We start from the raw sequence: 25,298 nt of genomic DNA, 5'->3' as shown, positions 1-25,298 counted from the left end.
CGGGTCGATAATCGGGATGCCGCTCCGTCTACTCCCACGGGGCGGCATCCCAACTGATGGACGGGGATGCGGCGGCGTCAGCGCCCGCCGAAGGTGACCAGGCTTTCCGATCCGTCCGCCGCCACCGCCGACACGCCGACGAAGTGATCGTCGACCGGGGTCTGGGTCAGCACGGTCTTCGTCTCGGTCACGTCGCGCGACTGGCTCCACTGGCCCGTGTCGTTGCGCCGCCAGTGGACGCGATAGCGGACCGCGCCCGGCACCGGGGCCCATTCCACCTGCGTATCGCGCGACAGCGCCCCGCTGATCGTCACCTTGTCGGGCGCGGGCGGCGCGGCGGCCAGCCGGGCCAGCGTGGCGATGTTGATCGCCGTCACCTTGGCCAGATAGGGAAAGTCCATCTTGTCGATGGTGTCGCCGAACGCGACATTGCCTTCCTTGCGCAGATCCTGGTGCTGCGCGTCCCAATCCTCGTTGGCGACCGAGAAGCGGACGGCGGGATAGCCGAGCTTCAGGAACGGCTCATGGTCGCCGCCGCGCCCGAACCGGTCGGGCCGCCGGTCGAGGAAGACGTCGAGTCCGCCAAGCTTGTCCGCCACGCCGTCGATCGCCTTGGCGAGCGCGCGGCTGGGGCCGTCATCCTCGCCGCCATTGCCGCGCCGCTGGATCTGCTGGGGCAGGTCTTCGGACGCGCGAATCCCCTCGGAGAAGACGCGGACCCAGCGCGCCTCGCGCACGCCGCCCTGGCCGATGGTGTTGCCGACGATGTCGTTGTTCAGCATCGCCGAGACGCGCCAGTTCCGCTGTTTGGCGGTGTCGGCGAGCAGGGTGGCGCCCCACAGTCCCTGTTCCTCGCCCGAAAAGACCGCATAGACGATGGTCGCGTCATAATGCTGCTTCGACAGGATACGCGCCGCCTCCAGCACCAGCGCCACGCCCGAGGCATCGTCATTGGCCCCCGGCGCGTCGGAGGTCGCATCCATGACGTCGGTGACGCGGCTGTCGATATGTGCGCCGACGATGACCACGCGGTTCGGGTCGCGCCCGCGCTGGATGCCCAGCACATCCTCGACCATCACGCCGTTCGGCGCGCGCGGGCCGGTGAAGCGGCGGTTGATCCGTTCGACGGTGATGCAGCCGTCACAGCCTTGCCCGATCGCCTCGAACTGTCGCGCGGCCCAGTCGCGCGCGGCGCCGATCCCGCGCTTGGGGTCGGTGGTGGTCGACAGGGTGTGGCGCGTGCCGAAGCCGACCAGCGTTTCGACATCGGCCTTCAACCGGGCGGACGAGGGGGTGGCGGCGGCGGACGCGGCGGCGGCGAGCAGAAGCGGAAGGATCATCGCGCCAGACTGGCGGAGAGGCGAATGCGAGGCAAGTGGCGGATTTCCCGAGGGATAGCCGCCTGGATGCCTGACGCGACACCGCCCCGGTCGGTGTGGACCGGGGCGGCTTGGGCGTCGATCCCTCCTTCTCGAAGCGGGAAGAAGGGGGAAGCGATCTTATGCGACCGGCTTTTCCGCCATTTGCTCGGCCTGGGCGCAGCTGTCCGGCCGGGCGGGGCCGAGGACCGGCTCCTCGCCCATGGGTTCGTTGCGGAAGACCGAGAATTCGGCGCGCCCGTCCAGGCTCGGTCCCTGCGTCCAGCGCCCTTCGGGATAGGTGCCGTCGACCGAGGTGACGAAGAAGTCGTAATTATGCTCCTGGTTTTCCTTCGCCTGCGGGAAGGAATTGGGAATGGGGAGCGCATCCTTGCCGCCCAGTTCCTCGATCACCGCCAGCCATTGTTCTTGGTGCATGGTGTCGCGGGCGATCAGGAAGTGGAGCATGTCCTTCATCCCCTGATCGTTCGCGGCGTGATAGAGGCGGGTCGCCAGCACCCGGCCGGTGCTTTCCGCCGCGACATTGCAATACATGTCGGCGGCGATGTTCCCGCTGGCATAGATATGGCTCATGTCGAACGGCACCCCGTCCGAATCCGACGGATGCGCCGCCAGGCCGGTCGACAGGATATGCTTGTGGAGCGTGCCCTCGATCGCGTGACGGGGATTCTCGCCGCCCATCACCGCGCCGACGATGCTGTCCGCCGCACCTTCCTCCTGAAGCGAGGCGGGCGCCTTGTCGAGATTGAGCGCGACCGCGGTCGCCAGCATCTCGATATGGCCGATCTCCTCGGTCGCGGTGTTCAGCAGCATGTCGCGATATTTCGGGCTGGGCGCGCGATTGCCCCAGGCCTGGAAGAAATATTGCATGCAGACGCGGATCTCACCCTCCACGCCGCCGATCGCCTGTTGCAGCATCCGGGCGAAGAGGGGATCGGGACTGTCGACCCGGACGGGATATTGCAGGCGCTTGTCGTGATAATACATGGTCGGCCTCGCTTGGTTCGGGGGTGTCGGATCAGTGGCTGGCGGTGTCGCCTGCGGCGCGGCGTTCGAGATAGCGGCGGGTCAGCGCGGCATTGTTGTCGTCGACCCATGCCGCCATCGCGAGTTCCTCGTTCAGCGACTGGGTGAGCAGCGGCACGGCGCTGCCGAAGCCACCGGCATTGGCGATGGTCAGCAGCGATTTGTAGCTGGCCGCCTCGAAATTCTCGAAGGCGAAGTTGGCGAAGCTGTTCTTCAGGATTTCGTCGGGCGCGAAGGTATGGCCGAGCGCGGCCATGTTGCCCGAGAAGGACAGCGCGGCGTCCTTCAGTACCGACCGGCTCTCGTTGAACCCGTCGAGTATGTCCTCCAGCCGGACGATCTGCTGCTCGGTTTCGCCCCGGTGCATCCGCAGCCGGTCGGCGACGTCGGGATAGTTGGACAGGTGGTCGAGTTGCCGGTCGATCAGTGCCAGCGCCTGATGCTCGACGGCATGGGCGTTCTTCAGTCCGGCGACGAAGACCGCCGCGACCACGTCATTGGGGAGGGTAGCCATGGATCATCGCTCCTTCGTTTCGGGATCAGAGGAAGGGGGTGCCGCCGGTGACGGGGATGGTCGCGCCGCTGATGTAGCTGGCCTCGCCGCTCGCCAGCAGGACATAGGGCGGGGCCAGTTCGGCCGGTTGCGCCGCGCGGCCCATCGGGGTCTGCTGGCCGAAGCTCTTCACCGCCTCGGGCGGCATGGTGGAGGGGATCAGCGGGGTCCAGACCGGCCCCGGCGCGACCGCATTGACGCGGATGTTGCGCTCGGCGAGCATCTGGGCGAGCCCGGCGGTGAAATTGTGGATCGCGCCCTTGGTCGTCGCATAGGCGAGCAGTTGCTGGTTGGGCTTGTCCGCGTTGATCGAGGTCGTGTTGATGATCGACGCGCCCTCGCCCATGTGCGGCAGGGCGGCCTTCACCAGATAGAACATCGCATGGATGTTGGTGGCGAAGGTCACCTCCCATTCCTCGTCGCTGATGTCCTCGACCGCCTGGAAGCTGGCCTGGTGCGCGGCGTTGTTGACCAATATGTCGACGCGGCCGAAGGTCTGGACCGCGCGCTCGACGATGGTGCGGCAATGGGCGGGATCGCTGACATCGCCGGGGATCAGCAGCGCCTTGCGGCCAGCCTGTTCGACCAGCCGCTGGGTCTCGGCCGCGTCCTCATCCTCCGACAGATAGGAGATCACGACATCGGCGCCCTCGCGAGCAAAGGCGATGGCGACCGCGCGGCCGATGCCGCTGTCCGCGCCGGTGATGATCGCTTTCTTGTCGGTCAGCTTGCCATGGCCGACATAGCTGTGTTCGCCATGATCGGGACGGGGGGTCATCGCCTCCGTCTCGCCGGGCATGTCCTGTTGCTGTTCGGGTTGGGGTGGGGTGGGGCGTTCGTTCATGGACCGTCTCTCCTTGCCCGATCCAATAGACGGAGCGGAGAGGCGTTCCGGAAAAAACCATTATCCTAAAACGTGTTAATCGGTATTTTTGAGTTCCGTTATACCGTCGTGCAAAGCGCTCGGTCCATCCGATGCCGCCGCCTCGGCCAGCCGGGCCAGGATCTCGCGCTCCAGCGCGTCCAGCGCGTCGGCATAGCTGTGCGAGTCCGTCGCGATGCTGGTCATCGGAAAGCCATGGCCGCGCGCCGCCGCGCGGAACGCCACCCCGGTCGCATCGCCGCGCGCCAGGATGATCGCGGCGCTGTCCCCCCAGTGACCGATCGCGTCGAGCAGCGGCGCGGCGGTCGCGTCGAGCGGGGCGGGGGGCGCGGCGATCTTGCTCAGCCCCTGGCGCAGCCGGTCGAAATCCACCGCGCCACGCGCCGCGCGCAGCCATTCGCGCGGGTCCATCAGCTTGCGGGCATAATGGCGGCGGATCGCGGCGGCGGGGGGCAGCGCGTCGGGTTCGTCCGACAGCCAGGGGTTGGACAGCAGCACCGCGTCCAGCCCGGCCTCGCGCCCGTGGAGCGCGAGGGCGGCGGCGGCGTCGCAATTGCCGAAGCCGATGATCCGCGCGCACCCGCTCGCCTCGGCAAAGGCGTGGACGGCGGCGGCGATGTCGGGGCCGCTCGATTCCCAGCCGCGATTGACGCCCTGGCTGTCGCCGACCCCGCGCCGGTCGAAGCGGAACACCGGATAGCCCTTCGCCGCGATGCGCGCCGCCAGCATCGCCTGGCCGCGATGCGCGCCCATGCGCGGCTCGTTGCCGCCCGACACGATCAGCAGGCCGGTGTCGAGGGCGCCCTCGTCCAGCGTGCCGACCAGCATCGCACCGTCGCAGGGGAAGGAGATCAGCCTTCGCATGATGCGATCCAGTGCGCGATATCCTCGGCCAGGGTCGCGGCGAGTTCGGGGTCTTCCTGCGGCTCGGCGCGGCGCCAGGGGGGCACCGCGTCGATGGTGCGGTCGGCGGGGGCGCGGTCATGGCCGAGGCGCACGACACGGCGCGGCACGCCGGGCTGGTCATAGGGCTCGGCCCCCGCCAGCCCGGCCAGGAAGTGGGGCGAGACTCGGTTCCCCGCGATCCGCACCGGCGACTCCGCGCCGAACAGGCCATGCTCGTCGCCGCGCAGCCCCGCCGCCGCGCGCAGGCGGATCACGTCGCGCAGCACCGCCTCACCGGTCATCGGCGCCAGATGCCAGCGTCCCGACAACAGGGCAAAGCCGTCGATCAGCGTCCCCGCCCGGATCGACACGCCGTAACAGCGCCGGTTGCCCAGCGCCTCGGCGGCGGCCTGATGCGCGTCGCGCCATTGCATGATGCTGGCCTGTTCGGTGTCGATCAGGCTCTCGCCCGTGCCCGGCCAGTCGGGCAGCGCGCCGCCGATGCCATGATCGGCCAGCCGCCGCAGCATCGCCACCGCCAGCGCCCGCGTCCGGTTCGCCTCTTCCCAGAAGGGGAGCGCGACCAGCACGACCGGCCCTTGCGCGGGGCCGAAGCGCAACATCGCCTCGCGCCCGCCGGGCCAGTCATAATAGTCGATCAAGCGGGCGCCTTGGCGCTGGCGAAGGCGACCAGCTGGCCGAAGGTCTCCAGCATTTCGCCGTCCACCTCGTCATCTTCGATCAGGATGCCCAGGCGATCCTCCAGCTCGGTCAGCACGCCCGCCACCGCCATCGAGTCCAGTTCGGGCAGCGCGCCGAACAGCGGCGTCTCGGCGGTGAAACCGGCCACGCGCTCATGCGACAGCCCCAGCACATCGGCCAGCACGCCGCGCACCGTCGCGTCCACATCCCCGTTCGCCTGGAGTCCCAATCCCTGTCGCCCTGTTGTTGGTATCGCCCCCAGCGTTAGTCCGGGAGGGCGCGTTGGGCAACGGCTTTGGGTTTTGGGGGCTTTGGCGATTTGGGCGGGGGGCGGGAGTCCCAGGCCCTCCCCCAACCCCTCCCGCTTGCGGGAGGGGAGAGGAAAGGGGGGCAGCGCTCGCTTCAAAAACCCCCTCGGGGGTTGGAGGAGGGCCGCCCTATCGCCAACCGTCTGCCACAAGGCCCACCACCAACCGCCACACCCGCTCGGCTCGACTTTCCACCACCCCCGGCTGTAGATGACGCGCATGGCCCCCGAACCCGTCGCCCTGCCCATCGACCATGTCCTGCACGGGGCGCCCGATGCGCCCGCCCTGCTGGAACGCGACGCCGCCCTGACCTTCGCCGAGGTGGAGGCGGCGGTCGCGCGGCTGGCGGGATGGCTGGCGGCACAGGGTTTCGCCCCCGGCGCGCGGGTCGCGACATGGTTGCCCAAGACGCGCGTCGCCGCGCTGATGCCGCTCGCCGCGCCGCGCGCGGGGCTGGTCCATGTGCCGGTCAATCCGCTGCTCAAGCGAGCGCAGGTCGCGCATATCCTGGCGGACAGCGGTGCCGCGATGCTGCTGACCCACGCCCCGCGCGCCGCCACGCTGGAGGACGGCGACATACCCCCCGGCGTCCTGCTCGCGACCGAGGCGGGGGAGGGCGAGGCGCTGCCCCGGTCCTCCGCCGATCCGGAGGCGCTGGCGGCGATCCTCTACACCTCCGGCTCGACGGGGCGGCCCAAGGGGGTGATGCTGAGCCACGCCAATCTGTGGTTCGGGGCGATCGCCGTCGCCGACTATCTGCGGCTGACCCCGCAGGACCGGGTGCTCGGCGTCCTGCCGTTCAGCTTCGACTATGGGCAGAACCAGCTCCTCTCGACCTGGGCGGCCGGAGGGGCGGTGGCGCCGCTCGACTATCTGACCCCGCGCGACGTGGTGAAAGCGGTGGCGCGGCACGACGCGACGGTGCTGGCGGGGGTGCCGCCGCTCTGGACGCAGTTGCTGGGGATCGACTGGCCCGAGGAGGCGGTCGCGCCGCTCCGGCGGCTGACCAATTCGGGCGGCGCGCTGACCCCGCGACTGGTGCGGGGATTGCGCGAGCGGTTTCCCCAGGCCGATCTCTACGCCATGTACGGCCTGACCGAAGCGTTTCGCTCCACCTATCTCGACCCGGCGCTGATCGACGCGAATCCCGATGCGATCGGCCGCGCGATCCCCTTTGCCGAGGTGATGGTGCTGCGCCCCGACGGAACCCGCGCCGAGCCGGGCGAGCCGGGGGAGCTGGTTCATGCCGGGCCACTGGTCGCGCAGGGCTATTGGCGCGATGCGGAGCGGACCGCGCAGCGTTTCCGCCCCGCGCCGGGCTGGCCCCGCGCGGTCTGGTCGGGGGATACGGTCGTGGAGGGGGCGGACGGCCTGCTCCGCTTCGTCGGGCGCGATGACGAGATGATCAAGGTCGCGGGCAACCGGATCAGCCCGCAGGAGGTCGAGGAAGCCGCGCTGGCGGGTGGCGAGGCGCGCGAGGCGGTGGCGATCGGTGTCGCGGACGAGGCGCAGGGACAGGCGATCGTGCTGGTCCTGGCGGGCGATCCGGCGAACGAACCCGCGCTGCGGGCGCGGCTGAAGCGCGACCTGCCCAATTTCATGCAGCCCGCGCGCATCGACTGGCGCGAGGAACTGCCCCGCAACGCCAATGGCAAGCTGGACCGCGCCGCCCTGCGCCGCGCGATCGCCGACAAGGATATGACGTCATGAAGCCGATGGGGCCGATCCCCCCCGAATATGCGGGCCAGCGGGGGATGCTGACGATCGCCGGGCGCACTGCGCCGGACTGGCTGGCGCAGCGGGAAGGCCCGGTGTTCGTCTATGACCCCGCCATCGTCGCGGCACGGGTCGCGCGGTTCCGCGCCGCCTTTCCCGCGATCGACCTGCATTATGCGATCAAGGCCAATCCGTTCCCGCCGCTGCTCGCCGCGATGGCGGAGCTGGTCGACGGCTTCGACGTCGCCTCGGCGGGCGAATTGGCGAAGGTCGAGCGGCTGGGGCGTCCGGTCAGCTTTGCCGGGCCGGGCAAGCGCGATGCCGAGCTGTCCGCCGCGCTGACCGCCGGGGTGACGATCAATCTGGAATCCGAAGGCGAGGCGACCCGCGCGCTCGCCATCGCCGAACGGCTAGGCGTGCAGCCCCGTCTGGCGGTGCGGGTCAATCCGGATGTCGAGCTGCGCGGATCGGGGATGAAGATGGGCGGGCGGCCGTCGCCCTTTGGGATCGATGCGGTGCGGGTGCCCGCGCTGGTCCGCGATCTGGTTGCGGCGGGTGCGGACTGGCGCGGCTTCCATATCTATGCGGGCAGCCAGGCGCTCGACCCGCAGGCGATCATCGATACCCAGGCCGCCACCATCGCGCTCGCCGCGCGGCTGGCGGAGGAGGCGGGGCAGGCGCCGCCGCTGGTCAATCTGGGCGGCGGCTTCGGCGTGCCCTATTTCGCGGGCGATACCGCGCTCGACATCGAGCGGGTGGGGGCCGCGCTGGAGACGGCGGTGACGGCGCGCCCCGCTATCCTGCGCGACAGCCGGTTCGCGATCGAACTGGGGCGCTGGCTGGTCGCGGAGGCCGGGGTCTATCTGGCGCGCGTGGTCGATCGCAAGGAGAGCGGGGGCGAGACCTTCCTGATCCTCGATGGCGGCCTCAACCATCAGCTTGCGGCCAGCGGCAATTTCGGCACCGTCGTCCGGCGCAACTATCCGCTGGCGCTGGCGCATGCGATGGGCGGCGAGGCGACCGAGACGGTGTCGGTGGTCGGGCCGCTCTGCACCCCGCTCGACCGGCTGGGTGATCGGATCGCCCTGCCGCGCGGCGATGTCGGGGATGTCGTCGCCATCTTCCTGGCCGGGGCCTATGGCGCCACGGCCAGTCCTTGTGCCTTTTTGGGACATGGTCCTGCGGCCGAGCTATTGCCGAGGGATCACAGCGACTAACGCTCTGTTCACCTCTTCATGGCATAGCGACGCTGCGCAATTTGCCCTTTGTTCCGGCCGGGATAACAGGGTTCAGGAGACTCCTTCGATGGCATCGTTCGCCCGTCCCCTCTTGCTCGCAGGCCTGGCGGCCTCGACGCTGACCGCCTGTTCGACCGGGCGGCCGGACCCCGAATTGCCCTCGGCGGGCTATGTCGCGCGCAAGGAGCAGCCGGGCGAGGAATATGTCATCGGCCCGCTCGACCAGCTCAACATCTTCGTCTGGCGCAATCCCGACCTGTCGACTAAGGTCCAGGTGCGCCCCGACGGCCGCATCACCACGCCGCTGGTCAACGACATGCCCGCCGTCGGCAAGACGCCCGCGATGCTGGCCGACGACATGAAGAAGGCGCTGTCGGAATATGTCTCCAACCCGATCGTGTCGGTGATCGTCGAGAATTTCTCCGGCACCTATAGCCAGCAGGTGCGGATCGTCGGCGCGACCGAAAAGCCCGCCGCCATCCCCTACCGCGCCAACATGACGCTACTCGATGCGATGATCGCGGTGGGCGGGCTGAACCAATATGCGGCCGGTAACAAGGCCAAGCTGGTGCGCACCGACCGCGAGACCGGCAAGCAGCGCGAATATGCGCTTCAGATCAACGACCTGCTTCGCAAGGGCGATTCGAAGGCGAATGTCCGGCTGGAGCCGGGCGACGTCATCATCATCCCTGAGTCGATGTTCTAAGGTCGCGCCTGCGCATGTCGAGCATCCAGGATGAAATCCGCATAGCGATCCATGCGATCTGGACCCGGCGCTGGCTGGCGCTGGGCGTCGCATGGGCGGTGTGCATCGCGGGCTGGCTGTTCGTCTCGCAAATCCCCAGCCGGTATGAATCGCGCGCGCGCATCGCGGTGCAGAATGCGCAGATCCTGCCCGACGGCATCGCCTCGAACCAGGCCAGCCAGATGGATTCGGTCGATCAGGTGCGCCAGACGCTGATCTCGGCGATCAACCTGCAAAAGGTGGTGCGCGGCACCGACCTGGCCAGCACGGTGTCGAGCGACGCCGACGTCGCCGCGCGCGTCTCGGCCCTTGCCCAGTCGATCAAGATCGAGAACCAGCAGGACACGATCTTTCAGCTGACCGTCACCCAGTCCAGCCCCAAGCTGGCGCAGCAGGTCGCGCAGAAGCTGATCGACATCTTCGTCGAATCCAATCTGGTCGGCGATCGCAACAACACGAACCAGAGCCTGGCCTTTCTCGACAAGCAGCTGGACGACCGCCAGAAGCAGCTCCAGATCGCCGAGGCCAAGCGCGCCCAGTATCAGAACCAGTTCCTGGGCGGCCTGCCGGGCAGCGGATCGGTCGCCGACCGGATCGGGCTGGCGCGCTCGCAGATGGCGCAGGTGGACAGCGACATGGCCGCCGCCCAGTCGAGCGTCGCGGCGGTGCAGGGGCAGCTGGCGGGCACGCCGCGCACGGTGGGCGAGGGCGGCGGGGTCGCCGGCCCCGCGCGCGCGCGGCTGGCGACGCTTCAGGGTCAGCTCGCCGATGCCAGGGCGCGCGGCTATACCGACAGCCATCCGGACGTGATCGCGCTGAAGAGCCAGCTGGCGGTCGCGCAGGCCGCCGCGCGGGCCGAGCCGCCGGGCGGCGGGGCGGGTGGGCAGCCCAATCCGCTCTACATGTCGCTCCAGTCGATGGCCGCCGAGAAGCAGGCGCAGCTCGCCAGCCTGAAGATGCGCAAGAGCCAGTTGCAGAACGACCTCGACCGGTTGAACGCCAGCCTGTCGACCGATCCCGAGGCGGCGGCGCAGCAGGGGGCGATCGACCGCGACTATCAGGTGCTGAAGGACAGTTACGACCAGCTGCTGCGCCAGCGCGAGCAGGTCGCGCTGCGCGGACAGGCGCAGAACCAGACCGACTCGATGCGTTTCTCGGTGATCGACCCGCCCACCTATCCGCGCACGCCGACCGCGCCCAATCGCCTGTTGCTACTGACCGGCGTGTTCCTGGCCGCGTTGGGATTGGGGATCGGGACCGCCTTTGCCCTGTCCAAGCTGCGCCAGACCTTCACCACGCCGCATTCGCTGCAACGCGCGATGGGGTTGCCGGTGATCGGCGCGATCGGCGAGGTCGTCACGCGCGCGCAGGCCGAGGTACGGGCCAAGCGGATGAAGTTGTTCCTCGGCGGGACGGCGGCGCTGGGCGCGGCCTATGGGATGGTGGTCGCGATCGAGCTATTGCAGCGGGGTATGGCGGCATGACCAAGCCCTTGAAACCGAACCGGCCCCGGCGGGAGCCTTCGCTGCTCGAACGTGCGGCGAATGTCTACGACTTCCAGTCCTTTGTCCGCGCGCCCGTCATGCCCGAGGGCGAGCGGGGCGAAGACGCCAGGCCTGTCGCGCCGCGCGAGGCGGACCGGATGCCGCCCGCCATGGTCGCGCCAGACAGCGCACCCGATCCCGAATTTCCCGCCAGCCTGAGCGGCATTCCGGCCGAGTTCCTGGCGCAGCCGGGCGACGAGGAATTCCTGGCGAGCGAATATAATCCCGGCTTCAGCGACGTCGCGATGGTCGACCGCGCGATGCTGGCCGAGAACGGTATGATCGTCCCCGGCGCGCCGGTCGGGCCGCTGGCCGAGGAGTTCCGGCTGGTCAAGCGCCAGCTGATCATCACCAGCCGCCGCCTGGTCGAGACGGGCGATGCCGACAAGGCGCGCACCGTCCTGATCTGCTCGGCGCGGCCGCAGGACGGCAAGACCTTCTGCGCGGTCAACCTGGCGCTGTCGCTGGCCGCCGAGCGCGATACCGAGGTGCTGCTGGTCGACGCCGATGTCGCCAAGCCCGACGTGCTCGACCGGCTGGGGCTGGCCGAGGGGCCGGGGCTGCTCGACGCGCTCGACGACGGCGCGATCGATGTCGAGGATCTGGTGATCCGGACCGACGTCCCGCATCTGTCGGTGCTGCCCTGCGGCACGCGCAGCGCCAGCGACACCGAATTGCTCGCCTCGGCGCGGACCCGGACGGTGTTGCAGCGGCTGTTGTCGGCCAATCCGCGCCGCCTGGTCATCTTCGACTCGCCGCCCGCGCTGGCCGCCTCGTCCGCCTCGGTGCTGGCGATGCTGGCGGGGCAGGTGATGATGGTCGTCCGCGCCGACCGCACGCCCGAGAGCGAGGTCGCGGGCGCGATCGCGTTGCTCGATGCGTGCGAGCATATCCAGCTGGTGCTCAACAGCGTCGCCTTCGTGCCGGGCAGCCGCCGGTTCGGCTATTATGGCGGATATGGCAAGGACGACGCCCGGTGACGGCGGCGCGGCCGGTTCTGATCGCCTCGGCGCTGGCTCTGGCGGCCTGGCCGTCGGCGCTGGCGGCGCAGGTGCAGGGCATGGCCGCGCCCCCCTCCACATCCGCGCCGGGCAGCGCAGCCCCCGGCGTCGCGCCCGCGCCCGCAGGCGGCACCCCATCGCGTGTCCGCATCGCCCCCTATATCGAGGTGGGGCAGCTGCTGAGCGCCGATCTGAACGGCGGCGATGTGGTGACCTTCACCAGCCTGGCGGCGGGCGTGAATGCGCAGGCGAGCACCCCGCGCGCGCAGGCGCAGCTCAGCTATCGCTACGAACATCGGTTCGGCTGGAACGATCGCTATGCCGACGATGACATCCATAGCGGGCTGGCGCGCGGCGCCTATCGGCTGACGCGCGACCTGACCCTGGACGGCGGCGCGCTCGCCACGCGGACGCGCTCGGACATTCGCGGCGCCGCGCCGGGCGTGCTGGTCGGCGATACCGGCAATATCTCGCAGCTCTATTCGGCCTATATCGGTCCGGTCCTGACCACCCGCGCCGGGCCGGTGCAGATCGGCGCCAATTACCGGCTGGGCTATACTCGCGTCGACACGCCGGGCTTTGGCGGCATCGCGCCGGGCCAGCCGCGCCTCGACTATTTCAGCGACAGCTGGAACCAGCTGGCGACGGTCAGCGCCAATGTCCGCCCCGGCGCGGTCCTGCCGGTCGGGCTGTCGCTCAACGCCTCTTATGAGCGCGACGATGCCGGGCAGCTGGCGCAGCGTTACGAGGGCTGGTTCGTGCGCGGCGACGTGCTGAAACCCATTTCCCCCTATGTCGCGCTGACCGCCGGGGTCGGCTATGAGCGGATCGAGAGCAGCCAGCGCGATGCGGCGGTCGACGCCGCCGGACGCCCGCTGGTCGACAGCCGGGGCCGCTTCGTCACCGCGCCCACCGGCCCGCGTCGCATCGCCTATCGCACTGACGGCGTCTATTATGATGCGGGCGTGATCTGGCGCCCCGATCGCCGCACCTCGGTGGAGGGGCATGTCGGCGAGCGTTACGGCTCGCTCAGCGTGACCGGCGTCGCCCGCTATCAGGCGTCGCGCAACGTCGTCATGCAGGTCGCGGTCTATGACGGCATCCAGACCTTCGGGCGGCAGTTGCGCGATGGCCTGTCCAACCTGCCGACCAATTTCGTCGAGACGCGCGATGCCTTTGGGCAGCAGTTCAACGGATGCGTGTTCTCGACCAGCGGCACGACGCCGGGCGGGTGCCTGAACGACGCGCTGCAATCGGTGCAGACCTCGCTCTACCGCGCGCGCGGACTGGATGCGATGGTGTCGATAACGCGCGGCCGCTCGACCCTGGGGCTCGGGCTGGGCTATACCAATCGCCGCCTCTTCGCGCCGCAGAACGCGCCGGGCATCGTCGTCTATGGCACCGAGGACGAAAGCTGGTACGCGCAGATTTTCTTCGGCCATGCGCTCGGCCCGAATTCGGGGCTTAACGTTAACGGCTTCGTTAACTATTATGCCAGTAAGTTGGCGGGGGCCGAGGACGTGGTGTCGCTGGGATCGACCGCCAGCTATTACCGCAACTTCGGTCGGCTCGGAACAACCGCGTCGGTGGGATTGTATCACTTCACGGTCGGGGACCTGTCCAGCGCGCTGTCGGCGCAGGCCCTGATCGCGGCACGATACCAGTTCTGACCGGCCGAAAGGCACGATGATGTACGAGACGCATTTTGGTCTGGGCGAGCGCCCGTTTCAGCTGACGCCGGACCCGCGTTTCTGGTTCGAGACGGCGACTCACGGCAAGGCGATGGCCTATCTCGGCTATGGCCTGGCGCAGGGCGAGGGCTTCATCGTCATCACCGGCGATGTCGGCGCGGGCAAGACCACCCTGGTCGGCCATCTTGTCGAGACGCTCGACCAGCGCCGCCTGCGCGTCATCCATATCGTGTCGACCGCGATCGAGCCGAACGACCTGCTCCGCACCGTCGCCGGACAGCTGGGCGTCGACAGCCTGGGTCTGTCCAAGGCGGGACTGCTGGCCGCGATCGAGCGCGCGCTGAACGGCGTCGCGCGCGAGGGGCGTCGCATCCTGCTGATCGTCGACGAGGCGCAGGCGCTGCCGCTCGCCTCGCTCGAAGAACTGCGCATGCTGTCCAATTTCCAGGCAGGGGGGCATGCGCTGCTCCAGATCCTGCTGGTCGGACAGCCCGAATTCCGCGAGCGCCTGCTCGGCTCGGCCGCCATCGAGCAGCTGCGCCAGCGGGTCATCGCCATCCACCATCTCGACCCGATGGAGGCCGACGAGGTTCCCGATTACATCGCGCACCGGCTGGCGGTGGCGGGATGGACCGGCCGCCCCGATTTCGCCGCCGACGCGTTCGACGCGCTGTACGAGGTGTCGGGCGGCGTGCCGCGCCGTCTGAACGTGCTGGCGGGCCGCGTGCTGTTGCAGGCGGCGGTCGAGGGGGTCGAGCTGATCGGCGAGGAAACCGTCAAAAGCGTCGCCGCCGACATGGCCGCCGATATGGGGGGCGATCGGTTCGCGGCCTCGCGCGACGCCGAGGTACAAGCCGAACCCGCCCCGATCGCACCGTCCCAGGCCGCCGCACCCGCCTTCGACCGATCGGTCTTCGGGCTGGGGACGCTGGGCGCCGCGACGCTGAACGGCGCGCCTGCGCCCGCCGCGATGGCCGATCCGATCGTCCGCACCCGGATCATGCCCGACAGCCAGACGGGGCAGGGCGGCAGCCCGCGCATCGTCGCCCCGCCGCCCGCGCCCGAGCCGGTATCGCTGCGCCCGATCCCCGAGCCCCGGCCCGCGCCGGAACCCCAACCTGCCAAGCCCGCCCCGGCGGCGGCCGCCGATCCGTCGCCGGTCGCGGCCCTGGAGGAGCGGATCGCGCGGCTGGAGGCGCGGCTGGAGCAGCAGGAGGCGGCGCTGCGCCGCGTGCTGACGCTGATGGTCGACTGGAGCGATGCCGACGCGCGTGGCGAGCCCCGCCGCGAGGAAAGCCCGACGATCCGCACGGGCGCCTGGGGCCATGCCGCCTGAGCCCGGCGCGGCCCGGCCGCTCCATGGCATGTCGGTCGATGTCGAGGAGTGGTTCCAGGTCGGCGCCTTCGAACGGACGATCGACAAGGCCGACTGGGACCGGCTGGACAGTCGGGTCGAGGCCAATACCGACGCGGTCCTGTCGCTGTTCGCCGAGACGGGGACGCGCGCGACCTTCTTCACGCTGGGCTGGGTCGCGCATCGCCATCCCGGCCTGATCCGTCGCATCGTCGCGGCCGGGCATGAAATGGCCAGCCATGGCTGGGACCATCAGCGCGTCTTCACCATGACCGCCGACCAGTTCCGCGCCGATCTACTCCGCGCGCGCACCGCCATCGAGGATGCGGGCGGGCAGGCGGTGACCGGCTATCGCGCGCCCAGCTTCTCGATCGACACCCGTACCCCCTGGGCGCATCCCGTGCTGGCCGAGGCGGGCTATCGTTATTCCTCCAGCGTCGCGCCGCTGCGGCACGATCATTATGGCTGGGCGGCCTCGCCGCGCTATGCCTGGCGGCCGCTGGCCGATGCCGATCTGATCGAGCTGCCGGTGACGGTGGCGCAGTTCGGCCAGCGGCGGCTGGCGACCGGCGGCGGTTTCTTCCGGATGCTGCCCGCCAAGCTGACCGACATCGCGATCGGGCAGGTCGAGCGCGACCGGCATGGCGCGATGTTCTATTTCCATCCCTGGGAGATCGATCCCGGCCAGCCGCGCGTCACCGCCGCCCCGCTTCGCTCACGCATCCGCCATTATTCGCGGCTGGGCGCGATGGAGGGCAAGCTGCGCGCGCTGCTCGGGCGGCATGACTGGGGCCGGGTCGATCAGGTGGCGGCCAGGGAAGCGGCACAGCTGGCATGAGCGCGACGCTGCCGACCCTGCGCGTCGCCGATCTGGCGCGCGAAACGGAGCGTGCGCGGATCGATGCGTTCGTGGATGCCGCCGGTGGCACGCCCTTTCATCGCACCGGCTGGCTGCTGGCGGGGGCGGCGGGCTGTGGCCAAAAGGCGCATTGCCTGGTCGCGGAGCGCAGCGGCGATCTGGTCGGCCTGTTGCCGCTCAGCGAGATTCGCTCGCCCTTGTTCGGCGCGGCGATGGTGTCGACGGGCTTCGGCGTCGATGGCGGCGTGCTGGGCGAGGGTGTGGACCTGCTGGCGGAGGCGGCCTGGACGCTCGCCCGCGATCGTGGCATCGAGTCGGTCGAGTTGCGCGGAGGGCCGGTGCCGGATGGTTGGACGCCCGACGCCGACAGCTATCTGGGTTTCGTCCGCCCGATCGCCGCCGATGACGAGGCCGAGCTGAAGGCGATCCCGCGCAAGCAGCGGGCCGAGGTGCGCAAGGCGCTGGCCAATGAGCTGACCGTCCAGACCGGCGCCGATACGGCGATGCTGGCCGAGCATTACCGCGTCTATGCCGAATCGGTCCGCAATCTGGGCACTCCGGTGTTTCCGGCGCGGCTGTTCCGCGAGGCGGCGGCGCGGCTGGACGCGGACGTGCTGACCGTGTGTCATCGCGGCCGCGCAGTGGCGAGCGTGCTCAGCCTCTATCATGGCGGTACCGTCTATCCCTATTGGGGCGGGGGCACGCAGGCGGCGCGGGGCCTGCGCGCCAATGACCTGATGTATTTCGCGCTGATGCGGCACGCGCGGTCGCGCGGCTGCCACCGCTTCGACTTCGGCCGGTCGAAGGTTGGGACCGGCGCGGCGGCGTTCAAGAAGAATTGGGGGTTCGAGGGGCGGCCGCTGGTCTATGCCAGCCGCAGCATCCATGGGCCGCGCGCGATCAATCCGCTCAACCCCAAATATGCCGCGATGATCGCCATCTGGAAGCGGATGCCGGTCTGGGCGGCGCGGATCGCGGGGCCGGTGATCGCACGGGGGCTGGGGTGAGGGACCTGCTGTTCCTCGCGCACCGCGTGCCCTTTCCCCCCGATCGCGGCGACAAGATCCGCAGCTTCCACATCCTGCGGCATCTGGCGCGCGACTGGCGCATCCATCTCTGCGCCTTTGCCGAAAGCGAGGCCGAGCGCGATCCGCCGCCCGCATTCCGCGACCTGCTGGCGAGTTGCCATGTGATCCCCCGTACCAAGGGGATGCCGCGCGCCGCCGTCGAGGCGCTGGCGACCGGCCGCCCGGTCTCGCTGACCGCCTTTGCCCATCCCGCCATGGCGCGGGCGGTGGCCGGGGTGCGGCAGGGCGGGGTGGCCGCGACCTATGTCTTTTCGGGCCAGATGGCGCAGTATCGCGGGCAAGGGCCGACCGTGATGGACATGGTGGACGTCGACTCGGCCAAGTTCGCCGCGATGGCGGATGGCGCGACCGGCCCCAGGGCCTGGATGCTGGCGCGCGAGGCGAAACGTCTGTCGGCCTTTGAGCGCCGCGTCGCCCGCGATGCCGATGCGACCCTGTTCGTCAGCGAGGCCGAGGCCGCCCTGTTCCGCAGCCAGGGTGGGCAGGGCCATGTCCTGGCCATCGAGAACGGCATCGACGCGACCGTCCATGCGCCCGGCGCAGTGGCGCCGGTGGTGCGGGACGGCCCGCTGATCGTCTTCACCGGGCAGATGGACTATCGCCCCAATATCGATGCGGTAATCCATTTCGCCCAGACCATCCTGCCATGCATCCGCGCCGTCCGGCCGGATGCGCGCTTCGCCATTGTCGGCCGCGCGCCCGCCGCGGCGGTGCGGCGACTGGCGGGGGAGGCGGTGATCGTCACCGGCGAGGTGCCCGACACGCGGCCATGGCTGGCGGGGGCGGCGGTCTGCATCGCGCCGCTGATGCTGGCGCGCGGCATCCAGAACAAGGTGCTGGAGGCGATGGCGATGGCCCGCCCCGTCGTCGCGTCGCGCGCCGCCGCCGAGGGGATCGATCATGGCGGCACCATCGCGGTGGCGGCGGACGACCGGGATTTCGCGGCCCGCGTCCTCGCCGCGCTGAACGGCCCCGCCACCAACCCCGCCGCGCGCGCGCGGGTGATGGAGCGTTACGGCTGGGGGGCGCGGCTGGCGCCGCTCGACCGGCTGATGAAGGATATGGTGTCGTGAAGCCGGGACGCTGGGGCTATCATCTGGCGCTGCTCGGCGTGGCGGCTTTGTTCGTCCTGTTCCTCCTGCGCCGCGACGTCGCGCATCTGGTCGAGATCTGGTGGACCAGCACGACCTATGGCCATTGCCTGTTCATCGGCCCGGTCGTCGGCTGGCTGATCTGGCAGCGGCGGTCGGAGTTGAAGCAACTCACCCCGGCCGCCTGGTGGCCGGGATTGCTGCTCGTCGCGGCGGGCGGGTTCCTCTGGCTGCTCGGCGAGTCCGCCACGGTCGCGCTGGTGCGGCAATTGGGGCTGGTCGCGACGCTGGAGGGGCTGGTCGTCACGCTGCTGGGCCCGATGGTGGCGCGCGGGCTGTTGTTCCCGCTGGCCTATGCCTGGTTCCTGGTGCCGTTCGGCGCGGAACTGGAAAAGCCGCTTCAGCAGATCACCGTGGCGATCGTCATGCCGCTGCTCGACTGGAGCGGCATCCCCGCCAGTGCGGACGGCGTGCTGATCCATGCCGGGCGCTACTGGTTCGAGGTGGCGGAGGCGTGTTCGGGGTCCAAATTCGTCCTGGCGATGATCGCCTTTGCGACGCTGGTCGCCAATCTTTGCTTCCGTTCGCCCTGGCGGCGCGCGGTGTTCCTGATCGTGTCGGTGATCGTGCCGGTGCTGGCCAACGGCATCCGCGCCTGGGGAACGATCTTCGCCGCCGACCTCACCTCGATCGAGGTGGCGGGGGGCGTCGATCACATCATCTTCGGCTGGGTGTTCTTCGCCTTCGTCATGGCGGCGGTGCTGGCGATCGGGTGGCAGTTCTTCGACCGGTCGCCCGACGATCCCGCCTTCGACCCCGCGCGCCTCTCCGCCATTCCGCGCCGCCGTATCGACCCGCTGCTCGCCGCGATCCTGGCGGTGACGATCACCGCGCTCTACCCCAGCTGGAGCGGCTTTGCCGGGTCGCGCGTCGCCGCGCTGCCCGCACATATGGCGCTGCCCGACGTGCCCGGCTGGACCCCCGCGCCGCAGATCAGCGAATGGCGGCCCTATTATCCCGGCGCGCAGGTGCTGCTGCGCACCTATGCCGACGGGCAGGGGCATCAGGTCGATCTGGCGGTCGGCATCTTCCCGCAGCAGCGCGAGGGCGGCAAGCTGGGCGCGTTCGGGACGGGCATCCTGCACGAAGCCGATCCCTGGATCCGCGTCGCCGATCTGGCGCCTGTCGCGGGCGGCGATGCGACCCGGCTGATCGAGACGACGCCCGATCGCCGGACGATGCAGCGCGTCGTTGCGAGCTGGTACCGGATCGGCGATACGCTGACCCCGGACATGCGACGGGTGAAGATCGAGACGATGAAGGCCAGACTGCTCGGCCGGCGCCAGGTGGCGGTCGCCGTCCATGTGTCGAGCGAGGGGGATGACCGCCAGGCGATCGCGGCGTTCGTCCAGGCGCTGGGACCGATCGATCGCTTCGCCGACCGTCTGACCGGGCGGCGCTGATCCCATGTGCGGTATCGCCGGTCTGTTCCATCCCGCCACGCCCAAGCCGGTCGATCCCGCCCGGCTGCGCGCGATGATCGGCGCACAGGCGCATCGCGGGCCGGACGGGCAGGGCCTGTGGACCGCGCCCGGTGTCGGCTTTGCCCATGCGCGGCTGTCGATCATCGACGTCGAGGGCTCGCCCCAGCCGATGGTCGATGGCGAGGTCGCGGTCTGCTTCAACGGCGAAATCTATAATTACCGCGAATTGCGCGAGGAGTTGCGTGCGGGCGGCGCGGTGTTCCGCACCGATGGCGATACCGAGGTGCTGTTGCACGGCTGGCGGCATTGGGGGCCGTCGATGCTCGACCGGCTGGTCGGCATGTTCGCCTTTGCGGTGCATGACGCCAGGGCGGGGGCGCTGTTCCTGGCGCGCGACCGGCTGGGGGTGAAGCCGCTCCACTGGGCCGAGCTGCCCGATGGCGCGGTCGCCTTCGCCTCGGAGATGAAGGGGGTGCTGGCGCATCCGCTGTTCCGGCGACGGCCCGATATCCGCGCGGTCGAGGATTATCTGGCACTGGGCTATGTCCCCGACGATGCCAGCATCATGGGCGGCGTCCACAAATTGCCCGCCGGGCATTTCCTGCTGATCGAGCGGGGGCGGGCCATTCCGTCTCCCCGGCAATGGTGGGACGTGGATTTCTCCGACCGGGAAACCGGATCGGCCGCGCGGATGGGCGAGGAACTGCTTGCGCGGATGCGGGCCGGGGTGACCAGCCGGATGGTCGCGGACGTGCCGCTCGGCGCGTTCCTGTCGGGCGGTGTCGACAGCTCGGGCGTGGTCGCGCTCATGGCGGAGGCGTCCCCGCGCGCGGTGCGCACCTGCACCATCGGCTTCGAGGAGGCGGGGCATGACGAGCGGGGCTATGCCCGCACCGTGGCCCGGCGTTTCGCCACCGACCATGTCGAGCGGGTGGTGCGCGCCGACGACTTCACGCTGATCGACACGCTGGTCGCGCATTTCGACGAGCCCTTTGCCGATGCCTCGGCGCTCGCCACCTATCGGCTGTGCCAGCTGGCGCGCGAGCATGTCACCGTCGCGCTGTCCGGCGACGGCGCGGACGAGGCGATGGCGGGCTATCGCCGCCACGTCTTCCATGCGGGCGAGGAGCGGGTCCGCGGTCTGTTCTCGGCGGATCTGCGATGCGGGCTGTTCGGGACGCTCGGGCGATTCTATCCCAAGGCCGATTGGGCCCCGCGCCCGCTGCGTGCCAAGACGACGCTGCTGGCGCTGGGGATGGACGGGGCGGAAGCCTATGCGCGGGCGGTGGGCGTCACCAGCCCGGAATGGCGCGCGCGGCTGTTTTCGGCGGAGGCGAAGGCGGCGCTGGGCGGCCACCGGGCCGAGGATCGCTATGTCGCGGCGATGCGCGACGCGCCCGCCCGCGACGCCATCGACCGCGCGCAATATGCCGATCTGAAGATCTGGTTGCCCGGCGATATCCTGACCAAGACCGACCGCACCTCGATGGCGGTGGGGCTGGAGGCGCGCGAGCCGCTGCTCGACCATCGCCTGGTGGAATATGCCGCCCGCCTGCCCGCCGCGATGCGGGTGCGAGGCGGGCAGGGCAAATGGCTGATGAAGAAGGCGCTGGAGCCCTATCTGCCGCGCGACATCCTCTATCGGCCGAAGATGGGCTTCGTCACGCCGATCAGCGCGTGGTTTCGCGGCGCCCTGGCCGACGAGGCGGCCCGGTTGGCGCAATCGGGGCTGCTGCGCGAGACGGGCTGGTTCCAGCTGGCCGAACTGGGGCGCATGGCCGCCGACCACCGGGCGGGGCGGGCCGACCATGGCCGGACGCTGTGGCAAATGATGATGCTGGAGCGGAGCCTGCAAAGGCTGTTCTAAGGGGCTATCCCCATCCGTCCGCACGGGGCGAGCGTAGGTTTGGGCATCACGCCCCCAGCGTCTGGTTGATCCAGCGGTCGAACAGATCGGGCCACAGCCGCGCCGGGGCGCCTTCGGGGGCGCCCAGCGCGCCGAAGCCGTGCCCGCCCTTCTCGAAGAAATGCGCCTCGACCGGCACCTTGGCGGTGCGGGCGCAGGTCAGCAGGTCGAGCGACTGGTCGAGCGGAACCAGCCCGTCATCGACCGCATGGACCAGGAACAGCGGCGGCGTGGTCGCATCGATCCGGCGCGGGCTGTCATAGCGCGCCCTGGTCGCGGGATCGGGATGGGGGCCCAGAAGATTGTCGCGCGACCCGGCATGGGTGGTCGGCGTCGACAGGCTGGCGACCGGATAGACCAGCCCCGAAAAGCGCGGGCGCGCCGATTGGCGGTCGGCGGCGTCGACGGGCGCATAGACCCGGTCGTCATAACCGACGGTCAGCGAACCCGCGAGATGCCCGCCCGCCGAAAAGCCGACGATACCCAGCCGCGCCGGGTCGATGCCGTATCGCGCCGCATCGGCGCGGATCAGCCGCATGGCGCGCTGTGCATCCTGGAGGGGGACGTCGGCCTGATGGTCCCAGCCTTCGGAGGGCAGGCGATAGGCGAGCGCGAAGACGGTGATGCCATGCGGGTTGAGCGTCCGCGCGACGTCGATCCCCTCATTCTGGACCGACACGAAGCCATAGCCGCCGCCGGGAATGGTCAGCACGGCGCGACCGTCGGGCCGCTCGGGCCGGAAGACCGCGACGATCGGGGTGGCGATGCCGCGCAGCCACATTTGCTGCTGCCCCGCCGGGCCGTTCATCGAGGGACGGGGGCTGGGCAAAGTCGCGCGCGCGCCGGGCGGACGGCCGGGCCAGAGGGGGAAATGCTCGGCGGGCGGCCAGGGCGTCATGCCGGTGGCGGAGGCCGGTGCGGCCTGCGCGGCGGCGCGGGCGGCCAGCGGCACGCTCGCCATGGCTCCGATCACAGAGCGTCGGTCGATCATCCTATCCTCTCCATCCGCGCCGCACGGCGTTATCGGGGCAAACCTGCCGGGAGGGCGCGTGCCGGGCAAGAAAAAAGGGCGGAACCCTGCGGTTCCGCCCTTTTTCTCAATGTCCGTACTTCTTGATCCCCCGACGCCGCAGCTTTTCGCGCTTGCGACGACGGGAATAGGGGATCGCGAATGCTATCGCCGCGAGCAGGATCACGCCGATGATCAGATAGGCAAGCTGCTCACGTTCCAAGAAGTCCAACATCAGTCGAAAATAGCCCCCCAACGACGCTTCGCGCGCTCACGCCAGTGGCCGCGATGATAGGCGTCCGAAGCGAGCAGCGGCATCACCGAACCCGCTTCCGCGAACACCATCTGCTCGAGCGCGGTATCGACCTTGCCCCAGCTCGCCGCTTCCTTGAGCGTCGAGGACGAGCAGGCACCGTCACGAACATCGGCCACCGTGATCTGCACGGCGTATTTGTGCATCTCGACGTCTTCATGGCCCAGGATCTCGGCACAGACAACCGTGTCCTGGATGAAATTCTTCGGCACGCCGCCGCCGATCATCAGCAGGCCGGTGGTGCCTGCCTTGATCTTGATGTCGGTCAGTTCGCGGAAATCGGCGATCGCGTCGAGCACCATGTACGGCTTGCCTTCCTTGGCGCGTTCGACCTGGTGTTTGACCAGACCGAAGCCCGCCGAGGAGTCGACAAAGGCCGGGCAGAAGATCGGCACGTCATGCTCATAGGCGAGCTTGACGAGGCTGTTGTCCTTCTTGCCGTGCTCGGCCAGATACTTGCCCATCTCGCGGATGAAGGCGCGGCTCGAATAGGCCTTGGGCTCCAGCGAGTCCGCGATCTTGCCGATCGTGTGGTCGCAGTCCTGAAGCTGCTCTTCGTCGATATAGGTGTCGTAGATGCGGTCGATGTAGAGCGAACGCAGCGTGTTGTCGTCCGGCACTTCCAGCGCCTGGTAATGCTTGTGGCCCAGGCCCTCGAAGAAATCCATGTCGACGATCGACGCGCCGGTCGCGACGACACCGTCGATCATGTTCGAGCGCAGCAGCTCGGCATAGAGGTCCATGCAGCCGCCCGCCGAGGTCGAACCCGCGATGACGAGGAAGATCGAGCAGTCCTTGTCGGCCAGCATCTGATTGTAGATGCCGGTCGCGCGCGCCAGGTCGCGGCTGGTGAAGCTCATCTTGCCCATCGAATCGATGATCGGGCGCGCGTCGAACTTGGTGATGTCGATATGCTCGACCACGCTGGAGAGCAGCTCGGCCTTACGGTTGTCGTTGATCGTGTCGGTCATGATGGTTCCATCATCATCGAGAAGCCGTCGTCGTTATTGGGGACGCGGTAACCCGGCTGGCCCGGACCTGCGCGGGGCAGGGCCGGTATGCGAAGGGGCCTTATCGCGGCGGACACCGCAATGCCACCCCATTCCCCTCCCGCCGAAGCGGAAGGGGATAAAGGAGGTGCTAAAGTCGCCGGGTTACAGCTTGACGACGTTCGCGGGGAGGGCGTGCTCGGCCTCGTCGCGATAGACCGAGAACATCGGCTCGTCGTCGGTCACGACGAACTCGTGACAGGAAAAGCCGTTGAACTGAGTCCGCATCGCCTGGCCATAGGCACCGAGCATCCCGATCTCGAAATAATCGCCGGTATTCGTGTCCGCGGGCAGCGGGAACGGACCCTGCATGAAGTCGAGATCGTCGCAGGTCGGGCCCCAGAAGCTGAAGTCCATGTCGCGCGCGTCGGAATCGGGCTCGCGCAGCAGCTGGACGGGGTACTTCCACCCGATATGCGCCGCATCGAACAGCGCGCCGTACGCGCCGTCGTTGATGTACAGCTCATTGCCGCGGCGACGCTCGACGCGCACCACGACGGACGAATATTCGGCGCACAGCGCGCGGCCCGGCTCGGCCCAGAGTTCGGCCGAATAGGACACCGGCAGGCTCTCGAACGCGCGGTGGATCGTCTCGAAGAAACGCTCCAGCGGCGGCGGGGTCATGCCCGGATAGGCCGAGGGGAAGCCGCCGCCGACATCGATCACGTCGACCGTGACCGCCGCCGCGACGATCGCCGCACGCACGCGCTCCATCGCCGCCGAATAGGCGTCGGGGGTCATGGTCTGGCTGCCGACATGGAAGCAGATGCCCAGCGCGTCGGCGACCTGGCGGGTCGCGATCAGCAGGTCCTTCGACTCTTCCAGGTTGACGCCGAACTTCGATCCCAGGCTGAGCTTCGCATATTCGGACGACACGCGCATCCGGACGCACAGGGTCAGGTCGGTCGCGCCGTTGGTGGCGCGGACGATCTTCTCCAGCTCTTCCAGGCTGTCGAGCGAATAGGTGCGGACGCCGTGCGTGAAATAGGCCTCGGCGATCGCCTCTTCCGACTTCACCGGATGCATGAAGCAGCAGACGGCCTGGGGAACGACCGACTTCACCATCCGCACTTCCGCGATCGAGGCGGTGTCGAAATGGGTGATGCCATTGTCCCACAGGATCTGGATCAGATCCGGCGACGGATTCGCCTTCACCGCATACATCGGCCGACCCGGAAACTTCTCGATGAAGAATCGGGCGGCGCGCGCAGCGGCGTGCGGGCGAAGCAGCGTGACCGGATCAGCCGGGCGACGCTTGGCGATGTCGATGCCGCGCTCCAGGTTGGAGGGGACGGCGGTCGAGTGGGCAGCTAGCCCCAGCGCGCGATGATTCTGGTGCAACTCAAGGGACCTCCAATTGCCTGACGGCATACGGTGACAAAAAGCTGCCTTGCGGTTGGAAGTCCCATGGGGCAGCGGAGGCGCGAAATAGGGTCCACTTTTTCTAATGTAAAGCGGTAGAAAGCGAGGCGGA

Annotated in this window: 23 protein-coding genes; 12 read left to right on the top strand and 11 right to left on the bottom strand. The window is 69.2% G+C overall.

Annotated elements, in window-relative coordinates; all coding sequences use genetic code 11:
• Positions 1-77: 77 nt before the first annotated feature.
• From ACFX59_RS00910 to ACFX59_RS00880, 7 genes are all read right to left on the bottom strand, one after another.
• Positions 78-1,340, bottom strand: coding sequence for a M20/M25/M40 family metallo-hydrolase (locus ACFX59_RS00910; protein ID WP_387428740.1), 1,263 nt, complete (start codon positions 1,338-1,340; stop codon positions 78-80).
• A gap of 159 nt (positions 1,341-1,499) precedes the next feature.
• Entirely contained in the window at positions 1,500-2,366 is an 867-nt protein-coding gene (locus tag ACFX59_RS00905; protein WP_387428737.1) for a manganese catalase family protein, read from the bottom strand.
• 31 nt (positions 2,367-2,397) lie between these two features.
• The gene (locus ACFX59_RS00900; RefSeq protein WP_387428734.1) at positions 2,398-2,919 is read right to left on the bottom strand and encodes a ferritin-like domain-containing protein; all 522 of its coding nucleotides are present in this window, start codon (positions 2,917-2,919) and stop codon (positions 2,398-2,400) included.
• Positions 2,920-2,944: 25 nt separating this feature from the next.
• Positions 2,945-3,802, bottom strand: a complete 858-nt coding sequence (locus ACFX59_RS00895) for an SDR family oxidoreductase (RefSeq protein WP_307100048.1) — start codon at positions 3,800-3,802, stop codon at positions 2,945-2,947.
• Positions 3,803-3,877: 75 nt separating this feature from the next.
• Positions 3,878-4,705 carry a serine aminopeptidase domain-containing protein gene (locus ACFX59_RS00890; RefSeq protein WP_387428732.1) on the bottom strand — a complete coding sequence of 276 codons (828 nt, stop codon included), beginning with the start codon at positions 4,703-4,705 and terminating at the stop codon, positions 3,878-3,880.
• A complete protein-coding gene (locus ACFX59_RS00885; protein ID WP_309696648.1) occupies positions 4,693-5,388 on the bottom strand; it encodes a hypothetical protein in 696 nt (231 codons plus the stop codon). Before ACFX59_RS00885 ends, ACFX59_RS00890 begins: the two co-directional genes overlap by 13 nt.
• Positions 5,385-5,633 carry an acyl carrier protein gene (locus ACFX59_RS00880; RefSeq protein WP_387428730.1) on the bottom strand — a complete coding sequence of 83 codons (249 nt, stop codon included), beginning with the start codon at positions 5,631-5,633 and terminating at the stop codon, positions 5,385-5,387. Before ACFX59_RS00880 ends, ACFX59_RS00885 begins: the two co-directional genes overlap by 4 nt.
• 322 nt (positions 5,634-5,955) lie before the next feature.
• Between ACFX59_RS00880 and ACFX59_RS00875 the strand changes: the two genes are divergently transcribed.
• The 12 genes from ACFX59_RS00875 to ACFX59_RS00820 all read left to right on the top strand — a co-directional run bounded on the left by ACFX59_RS00875 (position 5,956) and on the right by ACFX59_RS00820 (position 21,414).
• The gene (locus ACFX59_RS00875) at positions 5,956-7,446 is read left to right on the top strand and encodes an AMP-binding protein (RefSeq protein ID WP_387428727.1); all 1,491 of its coding nucleotides are present in this window, start codon (positions 5,956-5,958) and stop codon (positions 7,444-7,446) included.
• Positions 7,443-8,669, top strand: coding sequence for a pyridoxal-dependent decarboxylase, exosortase A system-associated (locus tag ACFX59_RS00870; RefSeq protein ID WP_387428725.1), 1,227 nt, complete (start codon positions 7,443-7,445; stop codon positions 8,667-8,669). The genes ACFX59_RS00875 and ACFX59_RS00870 overlap by 4 nt, the downstream gene beginning before the upstream one ends.
• An 88-nt stretch (positions 8,670-8,757) precedes the next feature.
• A complete protein-coding gene (locus ACFX59_RS00865; protein WP_307100038.1) occupies positions 8,758-9,396 on the top strand; it encodes an XrtA/PEP-CTERM system exopolysaccharide export protein in 639 nt (212 codons plus the stop codon).
• A gap of 14 nt (positions 9,397-9,410) precedes the next feature.
• Positions 9,411-10,919, top strand: coding sequence for an XrtA system polysaccharide chain length determinant (locus tag ACFX59_RS00860; protein ID WP_387428723.1), 1,509 nt, complete (start codon positions 9,411-9,413; stop codon positions 10,917-10,919).
• Complete coding sequence (locus tag ACFX59_RS00855) at positions 10,916-11,959, top strand: AAA family ATPase (protein WP_387428721.1); 1,044 nt, start codon at positions 10,916-10,918, stop codon at positions 11,957-11,959. The genes ACFX59_RS00860 and ACFX59_RS00855 overlap by 4 nt, the downstream gene beginning before the upstream one ends.
• Positions 11,956-13,650, top strand: coding sequence for a hypothetical protein (locus tag ACFX59_RS00850; RefSeq protein WP_387428719.1), 1,695 nt, complete (start codon positions 11,956-11,958; stop codon positions 13,648-13,650). Before ACFX59_RS00855 ends, ACFX59_RS00850 begins: the two co-directional genes overlap by 4 nt.
• 19 nt (positions 13,651-13,669) lie before the next feature.
• Positions 13,670-15,007 (top strand): ExeA family protein, encoded by a 1,338-nt coding sequence (locus tag ACFX59_RS00845; RefSeq protein ID WP_387428717.1) that lies wholly within the window; start codon positions 13,670-13,672, stop codon positions 15,005-15,007.
• Positions 14,997-15,863, top strand: coding sequence for an XrtA system polysaccharide deacetylase (locus tag ACFX59_RS00840; RefSeq protein ID WP_387428715.1), 867 nt, complete (start codon positions 14,997-14,999; stop codon positions 15,861-15,863). Before ACFX59_RS00845 ends, ACFX59_RS00840 begins: the two co-directional genes overlap by 11 nt.
• On the top strand, positions 15,860-16,891 hold the full coding sequence (locus tag ACFX59_RS00835) for a FemAB family XrtA/PEP-CTERM system-associated protein (protein WP_387428712.1): 1,032 nt from the start codon (positions 15,860-15,862) through the stop codon (positions 16,889-16,891). The genes ACFX59_RS00840 and ACFX59_RS00835 overlap by 4 nt, the downstream gene beginning before the upstream one ends.
• Positions 16,888-18,045 carry a TIGR03087 family PEP-CTERM/XrtA system glycosyltransferase gene (locus ACFX59_RS00830; RefSeq protein WP_387428709.1) on the top strand — a complete coding sequence of 386 codons (1,158 nt, stop codon included), beginning with the start codon at positions 16,888-16,890 and terminating at the stop codon, positions 18,043-18,045. Before ACFX59_RS00835 ends, ACFX59_RS00830 begins: the two co-directional genes overlap by 4 nt.
• Positions 18,042-19,526 (top strand): exosortase A, encoded by a 1,485-nt coding sequence (gene xrtA / locus ACFX59_RS00825; RefSeq protein ID WP_387428708.1) that lies wholly within the window; start codon positions 18,042-18,044, stop codon positions 19,524-19,526. Before ACFX59_RS00830 ends, xrtA begins: the two co-directional genes overlap by 4 nt.
• A 4-nt stretch (positions 19,527-19,530) precedes the next feature.
• Positions 19,531-21,414 carry an XrtA/PEP-CTERM system amidotransferase gene (locus ACFX59_RS00820; RefSeq protein ID WP_387428705.1) on the top strand — a complete coding sequence of 628 codons (1,884 nt, stop codon included), beginning with the start codon at positions 19,531-19,533 and terminating at the stop codon, positions 21,412-21,414.
• Between the two features lie 46 nt (positions 21,415-21,460).
• Here ACFX59_RS00820 and ACFX59_RS00815 read toward each other — a convergent pair whose 3' ends face one another.
• From ACFX59_RS00815 to ACFX59_RS00800, 4 genes are all read right to left on the bottom strand, one after another.
• The gene (locus ACFX59_RS00815) at positions 21,461-22,444 is read right to left on the bottom strand and encodes an alpha/beta hydrolase (RefSeq protein ID WP_387428703.1); all 984 of its coding nucleotides are present in this window, start codon (positions 22,442-22,444) and stop codon (positions 21,461-21,463) included.
• A gap of 106 nt (positions 22,445-22,550) precedes the next feature.
• Positions 22,551-22,697, bottom strand: coding sequence for a hypothetical protein (locus ACFX59_RS00810; protein ID WP_309696624.1), 147 nt, complete (start codon positions 22,695-22,697; stop codon positions 22,551-22,553).
• Complete coding sequence (locus tag ACFX59_RS00805) at positions 22,697-23,746, bottom strand: deoxyhypusine synthase (RefSeq protein WP_309701615.1); 1,050 nt, start codon at positions 23,744-23,746, stop codon at positions 22,697-22,699. The genes ACFX59_RS00810 and ACFX59_RS00805 overlap by 1 nt, the downstream gene beginning before the upstream one ends.
• A 183-nt stretch (positions 23,747-23,929) precedes the next feature.
• Positions 23,930-25,165 (bottom strand): type III PLP-dependent enzyme, encoded by a 1,236-nt coding sequence (locus tag ACFX59_RS00800; RefSeq protein WP_387428700.1) that lies wholly within the window; start codon positions 25,163-25,165, stop codon positions 23,930-23,932.
• Positions 25,166-25,298: the final 133 nt, after the last annotated feature.

This window comes from Sphingomonas sp. NCPPB 2930 (genome assembly GCF_042867205.1).
Taxonomy (GTDB): Bacteria; Pseudomonadota; Alphaproteobacteria; order Sphingomonadales; family Sphingomonadaceae; genus Sphingomonas.
Note: the sequence above shows the minus strand (reverse complement) of the source record. Positions and strands in the feature narration are given on the sequence as shown.

What these genes read in the sequence shown, in the direction of transcription:
- ACFX59_RS00855 (WP_387428721.1), top strand. Translation starts at nt 10,916, where the DNA reads ATGACCAAGCCCTTGAAACCGAACCGGCCCCGGCGGGAGCCTTCGCTG.
- ACFX59_RS00875 (WP_387428727.1), top strand. Translation starts at nt 5,956, where the DNA reads ATGGCCCCCGAACCCGTCGCCCTGCCCATCGACCATGTCCTGCACGGG.
- ACFX59_RS00845 (WP_387428717.1), top strand. Translation starts at nt 13,670, where the DNA reads ATGTACGAGACGCATTTTGGTCTGGGCGAGCGCCCGTTTCAGCTGACG.
- ACFX59_RS00905 (WP_387428737.1), bottom strand. Translation starts at nt 2,366, where the DNA reads ATGTATTATCACGACAAGCGCCTGCAATATCCCGTCCGGGTCGACAGT.
- ACFX59_RS00835 (WP_387428712.1), top strand. Translation starts at nt 15,860, where the DNA reads ATGAGCGCGACGCTGCCGACCCTGCGCGTCGCCGATCTGGCGCGCGAA.
- ACFX59_RS00860 (WP_387428723.1), top strand. Translation starts at nt 9,411, where the DNA reads ATGTCGAGCATCCAGGATGAAATCCGCATAGCGATCCATGCGATCTGG.
- ACFX59_RS00900 (WP_387428734.1), bottom strand. Translation starts at nt 2,919, where the DNA reads ATGGCTACCCTCCCCAATGACGTGGTCGCGGCGGTCTTCGTCGCCGGA.
- ACFX59_RS00890 (WP_387428732.1), bottom strand. Translation starts at nt 4,705, where the DNA reads ATGCGAAGGCTGATCTCCTTCCCCTGCGACGGTGCGATGCTGGTCGGC.
- ACFX59_RS00840 (WP_387428715.1), top strand. Translation starts at nt 14,997, where the DNA reads ATGCCGCCTGAGCCCGGCGCGGCCCGGCCGCTCCATGGCATGTCGGTC.
- ACFX59_RS00815 (WP_387428703.1), bottom strand. Translation starts at nt 22,444, where the DNA reads ATGATCGACCGACGCTCTGTGATCGGAGCCATGGCGAGCGTGCCGCTG.
- ACFX59_RS00805 (WP_309701615.1), bottom strand. Translation starts at nt 23,746, where the DNA reads ATGACCGACACGATCAACGACAACCGTAAGGCCGAGCTGCTCTCCAGC.
- ACFX59_RS00865 (WP_307100038.1), top strand. Translation starts at nt 8,758, where the DNA reads ATGGCATCGTTCGCCCGTCCCCTCTTGCTCGCAGGCCTGGCGGCCTCG.
- ACFX59_RS00820 (WP_387428705.1), top strand. Translation starts at nt 19,531, where the DNA reads ATGTGCGGTATCGCCGGTCTGTTCCATCCCGCCACGCCCAAGCCGGTC.
- ACFX59_RS00810 (WP_309696624.1), bottom strand. Translation starts at nt 22,697, where the DNA reads ATGTTGGACTTCTTGGAACGTGAGCAGCTTGCCTATCTGATCATCGGC.
- ACFX59_RS00910 (WP_387428740.1), bottom strand. Translation starts at nt 1,340, where the DNA reads ATGATCCTTCCGCTTCTGCTCGCCGCCGCCGCGTCCGCCGCCGCCACC.
- ACFX59_RS00895 (WP_307100048.1), bottom strand. Translation starts at nt 3,802, where the DNA reads ATGAACGAACGCCCCACCCCACCCCAACCCGAACAGCAACAGGACATG.
- ACFX59_RS00870 (WP_387428725.1), top strand. Translation starts at nt 7,443, where the DNA reads ATGAAGCCGATGGGGCCGATCCCCCCCGAATATGCGGGCCAGCGGGGG.